17 protein-coding genes are annotated in these 18,199 nt (G+C 31.2%); 5 read left to right on the top strand and 12 right to left on the bottom strand.

All coding sequences use genetic code 11. The annotated features are described in order from the left end of the window. Positions 1-28 precede the first annotated feature (28 nt). The 6 genes from CBR30_03110 to CBR30_03085 are packed head-to-tail and all read right to left on the bottom strand — an operon-like array spanning position 29 to position 7,092. Positions 29-2,353 carry an alpha-xylosidase gene (locus tag CBR30_03110; protein PMQ01996.1) on the bottom strand — a complete coding sequence of 775 codons (2,325 nt, stop codon included), beginning with the start codon at positions 2,351-2,353 and terminating at the stop codon, positions 29-31. 13 nt (positions 2,354-2,366) lie between these two features. Next, on the bottom strand, positions 2,367-3,467 hold the full coding sequence (locus tag CBR30_03105) for a peptidase M24 (GenBank protein PMQ01995.1): 1,101 nt from the start codon (positions 3,465-3,467) through the stop codon (positions 2,367-2,369). Between the two features lie 33 nt (positions 3,468-3,500). Next, a complete protein-coding gene (locus tag CBR30_03100; GenBank protein ID PMQ01994.1) occupies positions 3,501-4,223 on the bottom strand; it encodes a glutamine amidotransferase in 723 nt (240 codons plus the stop codon). After that, positions 4,213-5,547 carry a Mur ligase gene (locus tag CBR30_03095; GenBank protein PMQ01993.1) on the bottom strand — a complete coding sequence of 445 codons (1,335 nt, stop codon included), beginning with the start codon at positions 5,545-5,547 and terminating at the stop codon, positions 4,213-4,215. The genes CBR30_03100 and CBR30_03095 overlap by 11 nt, the downstream gene beginning before the upstream one ends. Positions 5,548-5,557: 10 nt before the next feature. Continuing rightward, the gene (locus CBR30_03090) at positions 5,558-6,412 is read right to left on the bottom strand and encodes a hypothetical protein (GenBank protein PMQ01992.1); all 855 of its coding nucleotides are present in this window, start codon (positions 6,410-6,412) and stop codon (positions 5,558-5,560) included. Between the two features lie 5 nt (positions 6,413-6,417). After that, positions 6,418-7,092, bottom strand: coding sequence for a hypothetical protein (locus tag CBR30_03085; protein PMQ01991.1), 675 nt, complete (start codon positions 7,090-7,092; stop codon positions 6,418-6,420). A 92-nt stretch (positions 7,093-7,184) separates the two neighbouring features. On the opposite strand from CBR30_03085, the gene CBR30_03080 reads away from it, so the two are divergent. Beyond that, positions 7,185-7,871 (top strand): hypothetical protein, encoded by a 687-nt coding sequence (locus CBR30_03080; GenBank protein ID PMQ01990.1) that lies wholly within the window; start codon positions 7,185-7,187, stop codon positions 7,869-7,871. Then, positions 7,872-9,575 carry a hypothetical protein gene (locus tag CBR30_03075; GenBank protein ID PMQ01989.1) on the top strand — a complete coding sequence of 568 codons (1,704 nt, stop codon included), beginning with the start codon at positions 7,872-7,874 and terminating at the stop codon, positions 9,573-9,575. Here the strand turns inward: CBR30_03075 and CBR30_03070 are convergent. Continuing rightward, positions 9,537-10,679: an alanyl-tRNA editing protein gene (locus CBR30_03070; protein PMQ01988.1), complete on the bottom strand. Its 1,143-nt coding sequence runs from the start codon at positions 10,677-10,679 to the stop codon at positions 9,537-9,539. The genes CBR30_03075 and CBR30_03070 overlap by 39 nt on opposite strands. A 109-nt stretch (positions 10,680-10,788) precedes the next feature. Between CBR30_03070 and CBR30_03065 the strand changes: the two genes are divergently transcribed. From CBR30_03065 to hpt, 3 genes are read left to right on the top strand one after another with little or no spacing between them, the layout of a single operon-like run. Next, the gene (locus CBR30_03065) at positions 10,789-11,901 is read left to right on the top strand and encodes a 1,3-propanediol dehydrogenase (GenBank protein ID PMQ01987.1); all 1,113 of its coding nucleotides are present in this window, start codon (positions 10,789-10,791) and stop codon (positions 11,899-11,901) included. After that, the gene (locus tag CBR30_03060; GenBank protein PMQ01986.1) at positions 11,898-12,827 is read left to right on the top strand and encodes a hypoxanthine phosphoribosyltransferase; all 930 of its coding nucleotides are present in this window, start codon (positions 11,898-11,900) and stop codon (positions 12,825-12,827) included. Before CBR30_03065 ends, CBR30_03060 begins: the two co-directional genes overlap by 4 nt. Continuing rightward, positions 12,827-13,348, top strand: a complete 522-nt coding sequence (gene hpt / locus CBR30_03055) for a hypoxanthine phosphoribosyltransferase (protein ID PMQ01985.1) — start codon at positions 12,827-12,829, stop codon at positions 13,346-13,348. The genes CBR30_03060 and hpt overlap by 1 nt, the downstream gene beginning before the upstream one ends. Here the strand turns inward: hpt and CBR30_03050 are convergent, their stop codons facing one another. The 5 genes from CBR30_03050 to CBR30_03030 all read right to left on the bottom strand — a co-directional run bounded on the left by CBR30_03050 (position 13,349) and on the right by CBR30_03030 (position 18,132). Next, positions 13,349-13,726, bottom strand: a complete 378-nt coding sequence (locus CBR30_03050) for a PadR family transcriptional regulator (GenBank protein PMQ01984.1) — start codon at positions 13,724-13,726, stop codon at positions 13,349-13,351. A 98-nt stretch (positions 13,727-13,824) separates the two neighbouring features. Further along, on the bottom strand, positions 13,825-14,430 hold the full coding sequence (locus CBR30_03045) for a hypothetical protein (protein ID PMQ01983.1): 606 nt from the start codon (positions 14,428-14,430) through the stop codon (positions 13,825-13,827). Positions 14,431-14,449: 19 nt separating this feature from the next. After that, positions 14,450-15,196 carry an aryldialkylphosphatase gene (locus tag CBR30_03040; GenBank protein ID PMQ01982.1) on the bottom strand — a complete coding sequence of 249 codons (747 nt, stop codon included), beginning with the start codon at positions 15,194-15,196 and terminating at the stop codon, positions 14,450-14,452. A gap of 21 nt (positions 15,197-15,217) precedes the next feature. After that, positions 15,218-17,434 (bottom strand): ABC transporter permease, encoded by a 2,217-nt coding sequence (locus tag CBR30_03035; GenBank protein PMQ01981.1) that lies wholly within the window; start codon positions 17,432-17,434, stop codon positions 15,218-15,220. Next, positions 17,434-18,132, bottom strand: coding sequence for an ABC transporter ATP-binding protein (locus CBR30_03030; protein ID PMQ01980.1), 699 nt, complete (start codon positions 18,130-18,132; stop codon positions 17,434-17,436). The genes CBR30_03035 and CBR30_03030 overlap by 1 nt, the downstream gene beginning before the upstream one ends. Positions 18,133-18,199 lie beyond the last annotated feature (67 nt).

The raw sequence follows: 18,199 nt of genomic DNA, 5'->3' as shown, positions 1-18,199 counted from the left end.
CTAATCTCTTCTAAAACTTTTTATATAATTATAACTCAACTTCTATTCCTTTTACTCCCTTATCAGGTAGAATTTTTATGCCCTTTTCTACTTTTTGGAAACTTCCATTCTTTATACTTTTTATATTTTCCACTGAGAAAAGTAATATAGAGAAGGGTTTTCCTATCTCATAATCTATATCAAAATTAAGTTTGTTTCCAACCCTTTTTAGAATTACTCTAAGATTTAGATTTCCATCTTGATCAAAAACCTCGCAACTTGCCTTTTCTCCTTCTATAGGTTCAAATACATAAAGAGTTACATTATCTGCATAATCATAATCAGGTCTTTCTTTATTATCGCCTACAGCCACAATACTTCCAGGTCTAACCATTAAAGGAAGAGAGAAATAATCAAATTTTTCCCTGTACCATTTTCCTCCTTCTTTTTTCTCTCCGGTTATAAAGTTTGTCCAAATTCCTTTTGGTAAATAATACTCTACTTCTCCAGTTTCCGAGAAGACAGGGGCAACAAGAAGAGAATCTCCTAACATATATTGTCTATCAAGGAAATGGCAGGTAGGATCATCTTCAAATTCCAAAAGCATAGCTCTAAGCATAGGTATACCTTTCTTTGACGCCTCAATAGCCTTTGCAAATAAATAAGGCATTAAGGAGCATTTCAAATTGACAAAGAATCTTAATACGTGCACAGCTTCCTCATCATAGAGCCATGGTACCTTATAGGCAAAATTTCCATGCAATCTACTATGGGAGGATAATAATCCAAAAGCAACCCACCTTTTATAAAGATCTGGAGTTGCTGAACTATCAAATCCTCCTATGTCATGGCTCCAAAAACCAAATCCACAAAGCCCTAAAGAAAGTCCGCCTCTTAATGTTTCTGCCATAGATTCATAGCTTGCTAAGCAATCTCCGCCCCAGTGTACTGGAAATCTTTGTCCACCCGCAGTACTTGAGCGGGCAAAGACTATAGCTTTGTTTTCTCCAAACTCTTCCTTTAATGTTTCAAAAACGGTCTTATTATATAAGAATGTATAGAAGTTATGCATTTTTTGAGGATCTGAACCATCATAATAAACTACATCGGTTGGAATTCTCTCTCCAAAATCTGTCTTGAAAGAGTCAACTCCCATCTTGATTAAATTTCTTAACTTTTCAGAGTACCACTCTCTTGCAGATGGATTAGTAAAATCTACTATACCCATTCCAGGTTGCCAATCGTCTGTTTGCCAAACACTCCCATCAGGCTTTTTTATTAAAAATCCTTTTTGTTTTCCTTCTTCAAATAGTCTTGATCTTTGAGCTACATATGGATTAATCCAAACACATATTTTTAAGCCTCTATTTTTTAATCTTTTTAGCATTTCTTCAGGATTGGGGAATACCCTTTCATCCCATTGAAAATCCACCCAATGGTATTCTTTCATCCAAAAACAATCAAAGTGAAATACATGAAGAGGAATATTTCTTTCTCTCATCCCTTCAATAAAACCCGTTACTGTTTTTTCATCGTAGTTTGTTATAAAGGAGGTAGTGAGCCATAATCCAAAGGACCATGCAGGGGGAAGTGCAGGTTTTCCAGTAAGATTGGTATAATTATCCAGTACCTCCTTTAAGTTTTTTCCTCCTATTACAAAATAATTTAGATATTCTCCTGGCACACTAAACTGTACTCTTTCTACATGTTCCGTGGCTATCTCAAAAGAGACTTTTTCTGGGTGATTAACAAATACCCCATATCCTTTATTGGTAACATAAAAGGGAATATTTTTATAAGTTTGATCAGATGTTGTTCCTGCATCTGCATTCCACATATCAATACTTTGTCCGTTTTTAATAAAAGCACCAAATCTTTCTCCTAATCCATATACAAGCTCTCCAACTGATAAGGCGAGCTGTTCTCTTACATAGGGATTCTTTTTGTCATCAAGAATATAACCTGTATATTTAAAGCCAGACTTAGTAAGCTCTTTATTCTCATAGAAAAACTTATAAGATAAATTTCCCTTTTTGTTAATTTTTACCATTAACTTGTCAGCTTTTAGGATCAAAAATTCATTATCCTCTAAAATTTCAGGCTTATAATCTTCTCTTACAAAGAGCTCAAAGTTTGGACCTTTTTCTAAGCCACCTTTAAAGTGATATATTTTCACTTGAATTATATTAGGAAGGGGAGAGGTGAAGTGGATTTCGAATAGGGGACCATATAATGTTTCACCTCTATTTTGTATCCTATGATATGGAGCATAGATAATTATTTCTTTTTCCCTTATCTCATAATCGTAAACTTCTGCAGGTGAATAGACGGAGTAACCTTCTTTAACTCTCCAATATCCATCAGTAAACCTCAATTCCAAAACCCCCCTAAAGTACCAGTATATCTGGCTTTACAAATTTATTTCCTTCTACTTCTATTGTGATTGTGGGATATATGATTGGATTTGTAATAGTGATAAAGCCATCAGGAGTAACAATAAATCCATCTTCAGATTTTGTTCCTGTGATGGTAGGATTCCAACAAAAGGCTTGATAAGGTAGGATTTTTTCTGTAGTATTGGGAGTTACTCTTATTTCTCTTGGATAATAGCCCATGGGTCCTCCTTGATGATGAAGTTTCCATTCATCCTTATAACCTCTTTTTTCATACTCTTCTATGGCGGTAAGTACTGGAACTCTCATTTCTCCTCCAATCTTTGTTTTGGATATCATAATGCATTCTATTTCTACATTATCTCGATATTGTTTAATAACATTTTCCGGAAGTGGTCCAAAGTGAGCCATTCTTGTTATAGTAGTTATTAAGCCTTTGTATCTTGCATTTACCGAAGCCATAACATATTCTCTTACTTCTTTGTCTTTTGATATAGGATGTCGATAGTTTCTGATTCTTTCATCAGATGCTATCATAAAGGCAGTAGGTTCTATTCCATCTTTCCAAAGTTTTTGAGCAATTCTTCCTGCTATTTTTATCTCTTTATCTCCTTTTTTCGTCTCCATTAATGTTTCTTCCACGGCTTTTGCTAATTTCTCGCCCAAATATTTGTATCTATCAATTTCTCCTTCAGTTAAAGTAAATCTTAATCTTCTAAAATCATTCTCTACAAATATAAAATTACTATAAGGTATATCGCACCCTACCTTTTTATCTCCTACAATGCTATTTACTATTTCTATTTCTTTATCTTCATACCATGGGTACTCAATAACTTCAAAATCCAGATCTTTTACTTCCTCATCTCTCATTCTTCCTGCCTCAATTTTATTTGCAATAACAAATTGTTCCCTTTCTGTTACAAGAACAGAAGTTACTCCTATTTCTGTAGTCATTCCAACAAAGTTAACTCCTCCTGCAGTGATCCATGAAAAATTTGGTTGTTTTTTAATTAAAATGGCATAAAGATCTTTTTCTCTGAGAAAATTTCTAACTCTCTCTAATTTAATTTTTACCTCTTCTTTCTTTTCCATAATAATCCTCCTTCATTTACAAATTTATATCCACTACCTCTTTAGATGTTTCGCTTTTTCGTGAGCTAACATCTCTTCTTTATCATTTAGGGGGGTTAAAGAGATTTCTTTTTTATATTTTCTTTCTAAAGCTTTTTTTATTAAATAGTCTACAAAATGTGGATTTTTGGGTAGAACTGGTCCATGTAAGTATGTACCAAAAAGATTCTTATAAACTAAGCCTTCTTTTCCATCCTTTCCATTATTGCCAAAACCTTTTAATACTTTTCCAAGTGTATTGTAATTATGATAAGTTCTACCACCATGATTTTCAAACCCTACTAAGGTTTTTGGATAAATAGGGAGAGTGGTTTCAATTAAAATATTACCTATTAATCTTCCTTCCTCCGCCTTAGTGTAAAAGTTTAAAATTCCTAAGCCTTCTATCTTATTCCCATAGGCATCCAAATAGTATTCTCCTAAGAGTTGGTATCCTCCACAGATTGCAAGCACGACAAGGCTATCTTCTATTAAATCTTTTAGAACATTCTTATATTTTATGATGTGAGAAAAAATAATCTCTTGCTCCCTATCAGATCCACCCCCTAAAAATATGATATCTGCAGATTCTAAACCCTGCTCTTTATCTTTTGTAAAAGATAAAATATTTGCTTTTATACCTCTCCATTCGCATCTTTTCTTAAGAACTATTATATTCCCTCTATCCCCATAAAGATTTAAAAGATCAGGATACATATGGAGTATATTAATTTCCATCTTTTATGCTCCTTTTAAGGAATTTTCTTGAGTAAAAAAGAGCAGTATATGTAGGAAGGATATAAACCTTTTGGGGGGTATGGATTGAAAGTTTTAGACTTTTTGATATATCATTTATCAATTCTAATTTTTCTAAGGGAAATTCTGCATATTTTAATCTTAAAAGCAATTCTTCTCCTCTTTTTCCAGAACATATAATCTTTTTTATATGATGATCATTACAAAGCATTTCAAAATCTACATCCCAGATCCAGGAGATATCTCTTCCATCCGCTATATTATCATTTAATATTAATAGTAGTATTTTTTCTTCACTATCCTGAATTATGCTGTCTAATACTTGATTATATCCCGCTGGGTTTTTCACTAATATGAGAATCTTATTATACCCCTTGTAAGAATATGCTTCCCATCTTCCTAATTTAAAGGAAAAATTTTCTATTCCTTCTTTTATAATATCTGTTTGAATCCCTAAGGTTTTAGCTAAAGCAAATCCAGCAAGAGCATTATAAAGATTGTAAATTCCTGGATAATTGAAGGAAAGATCAATAGACATATTTTCACCTTTCACTTCAAAAATCCACTTATTATTTTCATATTTGGCACTTGTTATATAAAAATCATAGGGGGGATTTCTAAACCCACAGCTACAGGAGTATTTCCCCATTTGGGCATAATTAAAGTATTCATATTGAAGTTTTTGACCACAAAAGGGACAATATATGCTTTCTCTAATTTCTTCTTTCTCTTCTTTAAGTTTAATATTAATGCCATAAAAGTATTTTTTATTACTAAGCCTTGAAAATCTTGCTACAAAGGGATCATCCGCATTTAATATGAGAACTGTTTTATCATAATCTTTTAAAACATTGCCAATTGCATTTACTGTCTTGTCAATTTCTCCATATCTATCCAGTTGATCCCTGAAAAAGTTTGTAATCACAATAAAGTCTGGTTTTAGCTCCCTAAAGACATAAGGGAAAATTCCCTCATCTACTTCAAAAACTCCGAAATCATAGCTTGAAGGATTTTTTAGAAAAGCGGTTATAATTCCTGATCTTAAGTTTGCCCCCTCTAAATTAGCTAACACCTTTGAGTTTGTCCTCTTTAAAATTTGATAGATTAAATTTGTAGTGGTAGTTTTACCATTTGTACCTGTTATAAAAATTACTTTTTTGAAATATCTTCTCATGTTTATAAGAAAAGAAGGACATATATAATATGCCACTTTACCTGGAAAAGTAGTAGCATTTAAGGAAAACAAATTCATAATGAAATAAATTAATCTTCCAATTAGAATTGAAAGGTAAAATCTTAATTTCATCCCATTACCTTTACAAGAATAGGATAAAAGACCCTAAAATCATTATTAAAACTCCTACTATTCTTAATCCTATGTTCTCTTTTAATAAATAGTGGGCAAAAATCACTGTTAAGATCATGCTCAGCATAGATAAAGGCTCTGCGATGCTTACTGGTACTTTTTTAAAGGCTATGAGGAGTAAAAGATAAGAATATGCATTGATAGCACTGGCAATAAAAACATATAAAGTATTATTTTTAAAAACCTTAGCTACCTCTCTTAACTTTTTCCCAATTAGTAGATACAGGAATTGGAAGACACTTATAGCAAAGTATAAAAAGAAAGTATAAAATAATGCACTTATCTTCCCCATTAAGAATCCATCAATAGTTCTGCCAATAGCAATTAGTAGTGAACTAAGAATCATAAGGAAGGATTCCTTCTTTTTTATAAGGATTTTTAAGGATTTAAAAACATTCTCTTGTCTGTTTAGGAAAGATGCCCCATATACTAACAAGGATAATCCTATGAGTTTATTAATAGTAAAAGCTTCACCAAGAAAGATAGTAGTTAATAGAAGAAGGAAGAAAACATTGAAGTTATATAAGGGACCAACTAAGCTTGCTTCACCTAAGGATAGAGACTTAACATACAAAAAGAAGGAAAGTGAATATATGAAACTACTTGTTAATCCATATGGTAGGAATTCTAAATTTTTAGGTATTTTATCTAAAAAAACAAAAGGAAAGAGGAATAAGATGGCAAGAGCAAAAAATAGAAAAGATGTTGCCATACTATCATTATTTTCTCCAACCTTTTTAACAACAATTTTCTCGTAGCCTAAAAGGATTATTCTACCTAAAATAGCTAAGTATGCCCAAATCATAATCTTTATAACCTAAATATGTAATTCTTATCTTTATATTTAGATAGAATATTACTTAAATCTATAGAGTCAATTAAAAATTCTTTAAAAGTAATGGAAAAGTAATCTTTAAGCCCTTTTGTGATTGCCTTTTTTAATTTTTCCTTTGGAACATTTATAAAGGAAGTCTTGTATTTGATCTTTTTCAAATATTTTTCCATATTTTTAATGGGTTTTCTTATAATGGTAAAGTGGTGTAGATACCCATGTTTATTTAAATAGCCACTACATCCTGAGATTTTACCCCCATCCATAGAAAAAATATTTCCCCTCTCGTCAAAGGTAAAATCTCCAAAATCACTTAAGCTTTTTGCAGTTATTGATGCTAAAAAGGTATATTTCTCTTTTAGATCTTCAGGAAGTTTGATTTCTTTTGGGAATAAGAAACTAACACATAATTGATCAGGAGTAATGTATACTACGCCACCACCACTTTGCCTTCTTGCAATTGTAATATTATCTTGAATGATATTTTCCACAAAAACTTCATCCTCTACCTTTGATGACCTACCTAATATAACGCAGGGTGGAAAGGAGTAAAATATAACATAAAATTCGTTTATATTGCTTAGAAGATAATCTTCTAAGGAGAAGAGATAAAAAGGACTTATTTTTTCTAAATTTATAATCTTCCCTTTCATAACATATATAATACATTATGGAAAACCATTTGTTAAATTGGCTTAAATGTTTTATAATTAAAGCAATGAAATTAAATGGATAGGAGGGTGCCATGAAAAAACTTGCTATTTTATTAATTCTTCTTTTGTCAGTTGTTTTTGCTGAGACAGTCCCCGTATTGATTGATGGTAAAGAATATAAAGGAGAAAAAATAGGAAATTATATATTTGTACTTGATAATAAGTTAGTAATATACGAGAATAAAAGTTATGAACTTATTAAAATAGATAATTTTTATATTTCAAAAGATTTAAAAGTAGTGCTCGATGGGAATGAAGTAAATAAAATAATCTCTTTTGGAGATATAGTCTTCTATCCTAAAAAAAACTTACTATTTAAAAATGGAAAGAAATATGAAGTGAAAAATTGGGGAAATGTATATTTTTCTCTAACAGGTTACAATTACGATTGGGAGGGATTTAAGCTTTTTGCTTATGGGATTTTCCCACAAATGAAATATGTCCTCTTAGAGATATGTATATTTAATCTTGATTCTCAACCTGTAACTCTTCAGCAGAATATGTTCAAGCTAAAAATTGGGAATAGTATTTACTATCCAGATGGTTCTGCATCTGTTATTCTTAATAACGAAGGAAAAGAAGTATTATTTAGAAAAATTATCTATCCTGGTGAAGCTACAGTTGGTTATCTTGTATTTGATGTGCCAACAACTCCTGAAAAGCTTATAATAGATCCTCAGTTTGGTCTTAAGAATCCGTTGGAGATAAATATGCCCTAAATGAGAATAACTACAAAGGTCCTTATTATAATATTCTTAATCAATTTTATACTTGTTGGGGGTATTCTTTTTGTTTTATTCACCCAATTAAGGGGGATGCTTTTTAGTAATTTTGAAAGACTGATTGAGCATTATACTATTCACTTAGCAGAAACAATCTATCCAAACATTAAGTTGGGCTTTAATGATAAGTTAGCCATAGACGATAAGATTAAGTATACAATATCTTTTATGCCTGAGCTGATGGGCATAACTATTTTGGATAAGAATTTTAATATTGTTTATTCCTATAATATAAACGAATCTTTCCCTAAATATATTTATCAGAGTATATCTTCCAAAATTACGAAGTACCATGATCTAAAGGGGCATTCATACTATCTTATTATTCCTATGAAATTAATAGATGAGAATCTTCCTTACCACTTAGTAAGTGTCTCCTCTACCAAAAATCTGGAAAAAAATTTAGGCTTAACTTTATTTAACATCTTTTTTTATGTGATATTAGCTCAGATTCTATTATCAATTGTTGCTTTTTATCTATTAAGAAGGGATTTTCTACTTCCATTAGAGGCTCTAACCCAATATATAAAAAAACCTAATCCATCTATAAAAGAGGAGCCATTTTTCAAAGAGAACAATGAGATAGGAGAGTTATCAAGAACCCTTGTGGAACTACACGAAAGACTGGAGAGTATAATTAAGGAACAAAAATCAATTATAGAAAATAGAACATACCAATTAAATATACTTTCTGACTTCCTAAGTGGTTTTAATATGGCTCAAAGCTTTGAAGAACTCATATCCTCTACAGAAAAAAAGTTTGAAAAATACTTCCCTAAGAGACTTAAAGATTTAGTCTTGATAAACCCGTGGACTAAAGAAATATTTTATAAAAGATTTTCTTTGATCTCTGAGGAAGAGATGGATATTTTATTAGAATATTTTAATACTACTACTGAGATTCCAAGTAGATTAACTAAGAAAGATGTGGACTTTCTTATTCCATCCTTTCCAGAGGATCATATCTTATCTGTCCTACGAAGAAAAAACAGGATATTTGGTTTTGTAATCATAGACATAAGCTCTTTGTCTGAAGAAACTATTAGGGTTTTAATATCTATAAAGGATCACTTTACTATTGCTTTAGAAAACATATTGATTTATGAGCATACAAAGAAGCTTTCCATTACAGACCATTTGACTGGTCTTTTAAATAGAAGAAGATTAGAAGAAATATTATCTATTGAGATGAAAAGAGCAGAAAGATTTTCTCACCCTCTAAGTATCATTTTTTTAGATATTGATCACTTCAAATTAATTAATGATTCCTATGGACATGTTATAGGAGATGAATTTCTAAGAGAGCTTTCTATTTTTCTCATTAAGAATATAAGACATACAGACTATGTGGGAAGATTTGGTGGTGAGGAGTTTATATTAGTTTTGGTAGAAACTCATATTGCAGGAGCAAAAAATGTGGCTGAAAAGATTAGAAGAAGATGGATAGAGGAGAAGCATGTAATAGAGATAAACGAAGAAAAGAAGATTGGTACATTAAGTATGGGAATAGCTGGTTATCCTGAACATTCCAATGATCCTTTTGAGTTAATTAAATATGCAGATATTGCCCTATATAATGCTAAAAAAGATAGAAATAAAGTATCAGTGTTTAGTAAGGAGTTCCTTAAGGAATTCCAATAAATTTTCATCCCTTTCTACTATTCCCTGATAAAAGAGTTCACCTTCTTTTCCCTTATATCCTCTCTGAGAAATCTCAAAAATAACTTCTTCCCACTTTTCTTTAGGAAAATTTTCTTTTCTTCCCATTATTAATTGCTTGTTTCTATTTATAAGGAAATAGAAGGATACATGTTGAGAAAGCTTTTGTCCCAAAAATCTCAAATCATTTATTTCTTTATCTATTCTTTTAAGAAGAACTTTTCCCCCAAGGGTCTCAAAGCTTTCCTCTAAAAGTTTTTCGCTTTCAAAGGTTATGATATCATCCTTATACTTTTTATTCTCTTTTTCTAAATTACTAAGCTTTTCTAATAGCCTATCTATAGCGGGTAGAATTTCTGGATCTCCTAATCTTTGTTTAATATACTCATACTCTTTTTCTCTTTTTTCTAACCTTTTCAATATCCTACTTCCAGCTATAAATTCAATCCTCCAAAATTGAGCATTTTTCCTGTATACTTTTAATACTTTGAACAAACCTATTTCCTTCGTGTTTTTTACATGAATTCCCCCACATGGATTAACATCTATGGAAGGAATTTCAACTATTCTTGTTTTTTCATCCTTCCAGTATACAAGAATAGGTAAACCTTCCATTATTAAATTATTAGTTTCTTCTTCAGCTTCAAATATGTGGGAAAGATTAAGATCGCCAAAGAATGGAATTTCTATTTTTGTGTGATCCTCTAATATTTGAAAACCTGTAGTCTCATATCCGAATCTTTTTTCAATAACAGCAGAAAACAAGTGTTGGGCGGAATGTTCCTGGGAGTATTCCCTTCTTAATCTCCAATCTATTTCTAAAAAAACATCAGTATATAAATTAGGCTTCTCACCCTCTAAAATTCCATAGTGCCAGATACCATCTTTTTCTTCTTTTACATTTGTAACCCTGATAACGAAGTTTTCTCCCTTAATGATTCCTCTGTCTGAAGGCTGTCCTCCACCTTCAGGATAAAATATAGTCCTATCTAAGAGAACACTAAATTCTTTACCTTCTTTCAGGTAAATAATTTTTGCTTTATCTGTATATTTTTCTGGATCCTTGTAGAATATTTTTTCTGTCATGCTTTAAATTTTATGTGTGATCTAAATCACTGTCAATAAATTTTTTTGTTTATTAGAATAACAAATATGATAAAATTATAAATGATTCTTATAAAGGGAGGTTTTAAAAATGCCATTATTAGAGCTCCCAGGAAAAATAATCTACGGTGTAGAAACAATAAATTCCTTATCTTCAGAGGCTGTTCAATTAGGAAGAAAATTCTCCTTCTTCTGTGGTGAAAATTCTTTAAAACGAAGTGGATATTTTGATAAAATTTTATCTTCTTTGGATAAAGCTGGACTGGAAATACAAGTGGTTTCTGGAATTCCACCTGAGCCTAATGTTAATCTCATTAATGAAATTCTTAGTAAAGTTAAAGAATTTAAACCTGATGCTATAATTGCCATAGGAGGAGGGAGTGTTATAGACACTGCAAAGATAGTGTCCGCTCTTCTTGCAGATAAAACCGCAACAATCTTTGATCTTAAGGGGAAAGAAATAGAAAAAGCATATCCTATTATTGCAAGTCCTACTACTGCTGGAACAGGTAGCGAGGTAACCAGGTTTGCAGTTGCTACAGATTTGGAAACAAAAGATAAATTTATTTTATTTGGAAAGGCTTTAATTCCAAAGGTTGCCATTATAGATCCTCAACTTACATATACTATGAGTCCCTTAGTAGCGAGTGCTACAGGTATAGACGCTCTTTCACATGCTATTGAGTCTTTTTTATCTAAGTCTGCAACTTGTACAACAGATATATGGGCAAAATCTGCCATAGAAGCGCTTTGGAATCATCTTATTCCTGCCATTCTTGAAGATTCCAATTATTCTAAGGAAAGAGTATCTTACTCTGCTTTTTGGGCAGGTGTAGCTATAAATAATACAAAGACTACTCTTGTGCATGCCATGTCTCGTCCTTTAGGTGGTCTATACGGAGTAATACATGGAATTGCAAATGGTATTCTTCTTCCTGCTTATTTGAGATTTTGTGCCCCTGTTATTCCACAGGAGAAAATGAATTTTCTGAAAACAGTTATGAAGGGATATCCACCTGATAAGATTGAAGAGTTATTAAATACATTAAAGTTACCTCTTAGATTGTCTCAGGTTATAAGTAGAGATAAAATAAATATAAATCTGTTAGTAGAGAGAGCAAAATCTGCAGTTATGAATATTGAAAATACTCTTAGACCTGTAAAAGATGAGGACATATATGCATTATACGAGGAGGTCATATAATGCTTGTAAAGCTAATTACTGTGGCACGCGAATTTGGCACCAATGTAGATAGTATTTTTGAGAAATTAGCAAAAGAATACAATTTCCTTCTTCTAAATAGAAAAAATCTAACATCTTATTTATCAAAATATTTGGAAATATCAGAGGAGGATTTAATTATTAAAGAAAAAGAGATTGAGAAAGGAAAGTACGAAGATGATTTTTCCAGTAAATATGTAGAGGGCATAAAAAATGTAGTAGATAGTTTGCTAAAAAGATCTTCTGTAATATTAATGGGAAGGGGAGGGCAGGTAATATTTAAAAACTATCCAGATACTATACATGTAAATATAATTGCACCATTAAAGTATAGAATTGAAAACTTAATAAAGGAGTATAATTTAGATATAAATACTACTAAGAAGCTTATAGAAGAGAAGGATAGAGAAAGGGAAACTTATTTTAGAATGTTGTTCAATGAGGATTGGAAAAATCCATATCTTTATCACTTAATTTTAAATCTTTCTTATTATACCTCTCAGGAGATCTATGAAATTATCGTAAAATCAATTGAAAAACCTAAAAAAAATATTCCAGATTCTCAGGAGAGTTTCACTCTTACAACTCCTGTGAATTTTGCAAATAAGAGTGAAGAGGAGTTTGCTAAATTACTGACCTTTTATAGAATAAAGTGGGAATATGAGCCTCATACTTTTCCCTTAGAATGGGATAGCGAAGGTCAAATAATTGAAGCTTTTACTCCAGATTTTTATCTTCCTGAGTTTAATCTTTATATTGAGCTTACAGTTCAAAAGCCCAAGCTTATGACAGAAAAGTTAAGAAAGATAAGAAAACTTAGAGAATTATATCCTCATATAAATATAAAGCTATTATATGGAAAAGATTATTTAAAGATATTGGAAAAATATGGGGCTAAAGTGAAATAATGGAAAAAATTGGAAAAATTTTGTTTACAGAAGAAGAAATAAAAGAGAGAATTAAGACTTTGGGGGAAAAAATAAGCAAGGATTACGAAGGAAAAGAACCTGTCTTGGCATGTATATTAAAAGGAGCAGTATATTTTGCAGTTGATTTAACAAGAAGTTTATCTATTCCTCATATTTTAGACTTTATCTCTATTCTTAGTTATGGTCCTTCAAAGGAAACCTTTGGTGTTGTTAGAATTATTAAAGATTTAGATATTAACATTTACAATAGAGATGTAATTATTGTAGAGGATATTGTAGATACAGGGCTTTCTTTGGCATATTTATTGAGGGCATTAAAAACTCGAGAGCCCTCATCATTAAAAGTTTGTACTTTATTAGATTGTCCTGGAAGAAGAATTATAGATGTACCTATTGATTATAAGGGGTTTGAAATTCCAAATTATTACGTAATAGGATATGGTCTGGATTATAAAGAAAAGTACAGAAACCTAAAATATATTGCGATTTTAGAAGAATAATTATAAATCTTTATCCTCTCCTCCTGCTATTTCTAAGAACTTTTCTATATACTCTTTGAGCTCCATTATATATTTTATGCTTTCCTCTTTTGCCTCAAGTCCTTTAGGTGTTAGTCTATAAACTCTTTTAGCGGGTCCTTTTTCTTCTACATCCCATTTTGATACAACTAATCCTTCTAATTCAAGTTCTCTTAAAATTTTATAACCTCTTCCCATTCCACTAATACCTGATGAAATAATACCTGGAAAAACTTCAGAGATTCTATTAATAATTTCATAGCCATGTAGTTCGCCCTCTCCTAAACAGGTTAGGATCCACATTCTTAACCAAAATCCTGGACTTAATCCTACAACCTTTTTTATCCTTATTCTTTCCATAATCCTCCCCTGTTAATTACTATATCTCAATTTTATATATATCACTTAAAAATATTACTGTCAAGTATTGTCCATATCTCTTCTATTCTGCATGTATTTTAAATCATATTTTCTATTAAGCTCTTAAAGTAATCTCTAAATTTTTTATCTTTAAGCCCTATATCGTGGGCAGGGGTAAGACATATTACTCTACCTTTTCCAAAATTGTGGGTCCATCCAGCAATTGAATCTCCATATTCAGATCTTGATCTCAAAAAAACATTTGTATTCTTTTCGTCACAATGTACAAAATAATGTTCATCTATGAAAGAAAATTCTATGTTATTTCCATAATAAGTAACTAATTTGGGCTCTGGATGGTGCTTAAAATATCCTCTTATAAGGGATACATATGGTCCATCAACATTGTAACTTGCAAGTCCAGAGTGCCAAACAATAAGTTTTCCCCCATTTTTTACATATTCTACTAAGTCTTTTTCAATGTCTTCACTCATCCATACCAAAACATTATCTTCTTGAGGATTTATTTTATTCTCTCTACCTAAGATTAGAAGATCAGGTTTTTTAACTAAATATTCATGGAAGTTATCTATAGATGAGTCTAATAATTCAATTTCTTTGTCTTTTAAAGCATATTTTACTACTTCTAAAAACTTATCATGGTCATGATAAAAATCGCCTAAAAGTGTTAATACTTTTCTCAAAGCAATCTCCCTCCTTAATTTATTCTATTGCAAGGGCACGTCTTGGATTCATCACCTGCATAATATAAATATCTTTGTCGTCAATTTTCTTTTTTAGTTCTGGAATTAAATATTTATCAATGTAGGAATAGGGACGAAACTTTTTTCTATTTCCATCTTTAAAACCTACATAATATTGTCCTGCATCTTGAGATAACAATATTTGAGATATATAACCTCTACTAATAGATTCCAATATTAACTCTACGTGATTATTTATATCTTTGAGTCCGATCCAATCAAACTCAATAAAGCATCCCTTTTCTGCTAAACTAAAGATGACTTCCCTATCCTCAATATTGTCCGCATGAACAAGGATTAATTTAGACGGGTTTAATTTATATTTTTTTATTACCGTAAAAACCTCTAAAGCACATTCTTTTTCTCCTGTATGGCACGCAATAGTAAGTCCTGTCTCCAGACTTGTGATACATGCGGATGAAACAATCTTTTTATCAATACTACTTAAAGGACCGCTATCAACAGCTATTTTAATTATTCCTGGCTTAACATTTGAGGCTTCGATCCCTTCTTTCCATTCTCTTATCCACATTTCCGCTATTTCTTTTTCTGTTTTTTCATAATAGATTTTAGGTATATGTTTGTCATTTCCTGCAGCAAAGCAACCAGTACTGGCTATTATGTGAATATCTAACTCCTCAGCTAAACTTTTAAGGACCATAATATCTCTACCAAAGTATTTCTCTCCTCTAACAGTCATTATCATCTATGTAGTTCTCCTGATAAATTATTCTGATTGCTCTTTTAATATTATACTTGGAGAAATTGAATTTATTTTCCTTCTTCCTAAGTATTTAGAGAGTATGAAAGCTATAAATAGATATAGGAAAGTAAAAACCAAGTCTGTTATTTGAGGCTTTAGATTAAAAGAAAAGTCCATATCTCTTAAGGCGACATTTAGAATATATCGAATTAATAAATTATACAATGGTATACCTAATAGAAAACCAATAAAAAAGGAGAAATTATTAAATCCTAAAAACACAGAGCTTAATTCACTATCATAATATCCGAGAATTTTAAATATTCCGAGAGGTTTCCTATTCTCAGTTATAATTAGAGAGGAAAGCACATAAATTATGGTAAAGGCTAAAAAGAAAGAGATAATGTACATAACTTGTAGCATTTGATCAACACTCTGCATATTATCTCTAAAAGATTTAATAAGATCTTCTTTGCTTAAATAAGTGACTAATTCCTCTTTGGGAATATTCAGCTTTTCATTGGAATATAGTCCTATAAATGAGCCCTTATCTAATCTAAATGTATTATTGAATTCTTCTATATTCATAAATCCGTTGTTACCTACATAAAGATCTGTTATTTTGTCAATTTTTAAACTATATTTTTTGCCATCCACATAACTTATGAGATTCAGAATATCTCCTACTTTTAAGTTAAATTTGTCTGCGAGAGATTGTGAGATGATGAATCCTTTAACTTCTATTTTCTGCCCTTTATTATCCCTTAAATTTATAAATTTAGAATCTTTCTCAATACCGTATATAACAACTTTCGCTTTTGTTCCCTCTATTTTGAAATTTAACATATTGAATCTTTCTGCATTTGGAAATTCGTTTTTATCCTTGTAATAATTTAAAAGATACATGTAATTATATTTATAAACATTCTCAAAGGTATCATACACAAGGTTTTCCATGGCGGATTTTGCAGTAATTCCATATAGAAATATGAGAGTGGCAAAAGCTACACCTACAATTAAAACAAGTTCCCTTGAAGGATGAAGTAAACCTTGTTTCAGCATTATTCTACGTCTAAAGGAAAATCTATCAAGAAAAGTCATTCTATATTTTTTCTTAAAGGTTTTTTCAGATTCACCTTTAATTATTTCCACAACACTTCTTCCCAAAAGATCTTTTAGGGCAAGATATCCAGAAGGGATCATGAAGATGGCAGGAAATAGTATAGCAACGAGAAGATCCTTTATGGGGAAAATTTTCTCAACTACAGGTACACTTATAAATGATACATAAAATTTTATAAAGGGATCAGAAAGATAGTATCCCAAAAGACCTCCTGGAAGAGCTCCAAAAAGCCATATATATACAGGAAATCTAATATACACGTTTAGAAGTTCACTTCTATTGTATCCTAAGGCATATAGAGTTCCTATTTCTGCATGCATTGAATTGATTAATCTCCTTAGAACAATAAAAAGTAGTATTGATGAAATGAGTAGTAACATTGTTGATATTATGAGGGACATGGGTCTTGCGCTTTCCATTTTCTTTTCTGTGACTATTATTCTAAAGTTTCCCGGTTTTTCTTGAAAAGAGAGCAATAAGTATCTACTTGAAATATCTTTTTTAAAGGCATCGAGGTCTTTTGGCATTCCTTTTACCATGTAGTATCTATAAGAAAGATTAGTTAAAAAGTTTTTCATATCTTCAAAATTCATTAAGCCAATACCAAAATGAACTGGATCAGGCAAGAGGTCATTTTCGTTCTTAGTTATATAGATATAATCGGGAAAAGCCACAAAACCAGAGATGGTAAACCTCTTCCCTAAAATTTCCATTTCATCCCCAATTTTAAGGTTATTAGCAGTGGCAAAATTAGGATCTATAGCTATTTCTCCAGTTCTCGGGAAGGCTCCTTCAATTATTAGTGGCTTATTTACTTTTTCAGAGACACTAAAAAATCTTATAAGCTTATCTCCATATTCATAGTCCCATGTAAACTTTTCTTCTATCTGGACATTGTATTTTTTCTCAAGTTCACTAATATTTATAGGAAAGAAGGTTAGAAAATGAAAATCTTCTTGATTATATCTTTCTACAAAGATTTTGTAGTTTGTATCAATATTAGTGATTAATATGCTAAAAAGTGCATAGGAAAATGAAGTAAAAAGGACAAGAGCTATTATGCCCAAAGAGTATCCTTTATCCCTCCACATTATTCTTAAAGGAATTTTCTTTAACATTACCAAATTACCTCCTCTGCTGAGATAGGAGAGGGATTATCTGAAAACTCAATAAGCTCTCCACTTCTCAGCCTGATTATTTTATGAGACATTTTAGAGATTGCAGTATTGTGAGTAGCTATGATTATAGTAGTACCATATTTTTTGTTAATCTCTTCTAATAAGGCTAATACCCTTTTTGCATTCTCAAAGTCTAATGCTCCTGTTGGCTCGTCACATAAAATAATTGCAGGATTTTTAACTACAGCTCTTGCTATAGCAACCCTTTGCTGTTCTCCTCCAGAGAGTTCAAAGGGAAACTTGTCTCTATGTTCCCACATACCTACAGTTTTTAATACCTCTTCCGGATCTAAACCGTCTTCAGAAAGATACTTTGTGGAAAGGACATTCTCATAAACTGTAAGAGAATTTACAAGGTTGTAAAATTGAAAGACAAATCCCAATTTCTTTCTCCTATAATTGGTAAGAGTCTTGGAATCATAAGATGCAATGTCCTCCCCCTCTACAATTACTTTTCCAGCATCAGGCTTATCTATTCCTCCTAAAATATTTAGAAGAGTTGTTTTACCTGATCCTGATGGTCCTAATATAACGTAAAATTTACCTTTCTCCAAATCTAAAGAAACATCTTTCAGTGCGTCAATCTTAAAACCCCCTATACGGTAGCTTTTCCATAAGTTTTTTATCTCTACAAACATAAAGAAAAACCTCCTTACCTATCTCGCTAATTTTAGATAACTCTATAGTCATTAATTTGTCAATTGT

This window comes from Dictyoglomus sp. NZ13-RE01, from assembly GCA_002878375.1.
In the GTDB taxonomy this organism is placed as follows: domain Bacteria; phylum Dictyoglomota; class Dictyoglomia; order Dictyoglomales; family Dictyoglomaceae; genus NZ13-RE01.
Note: the sequence above shows the minus strand (reverse complement) of the source record. Positions and strands in the feature narration are given on the sequence as shown.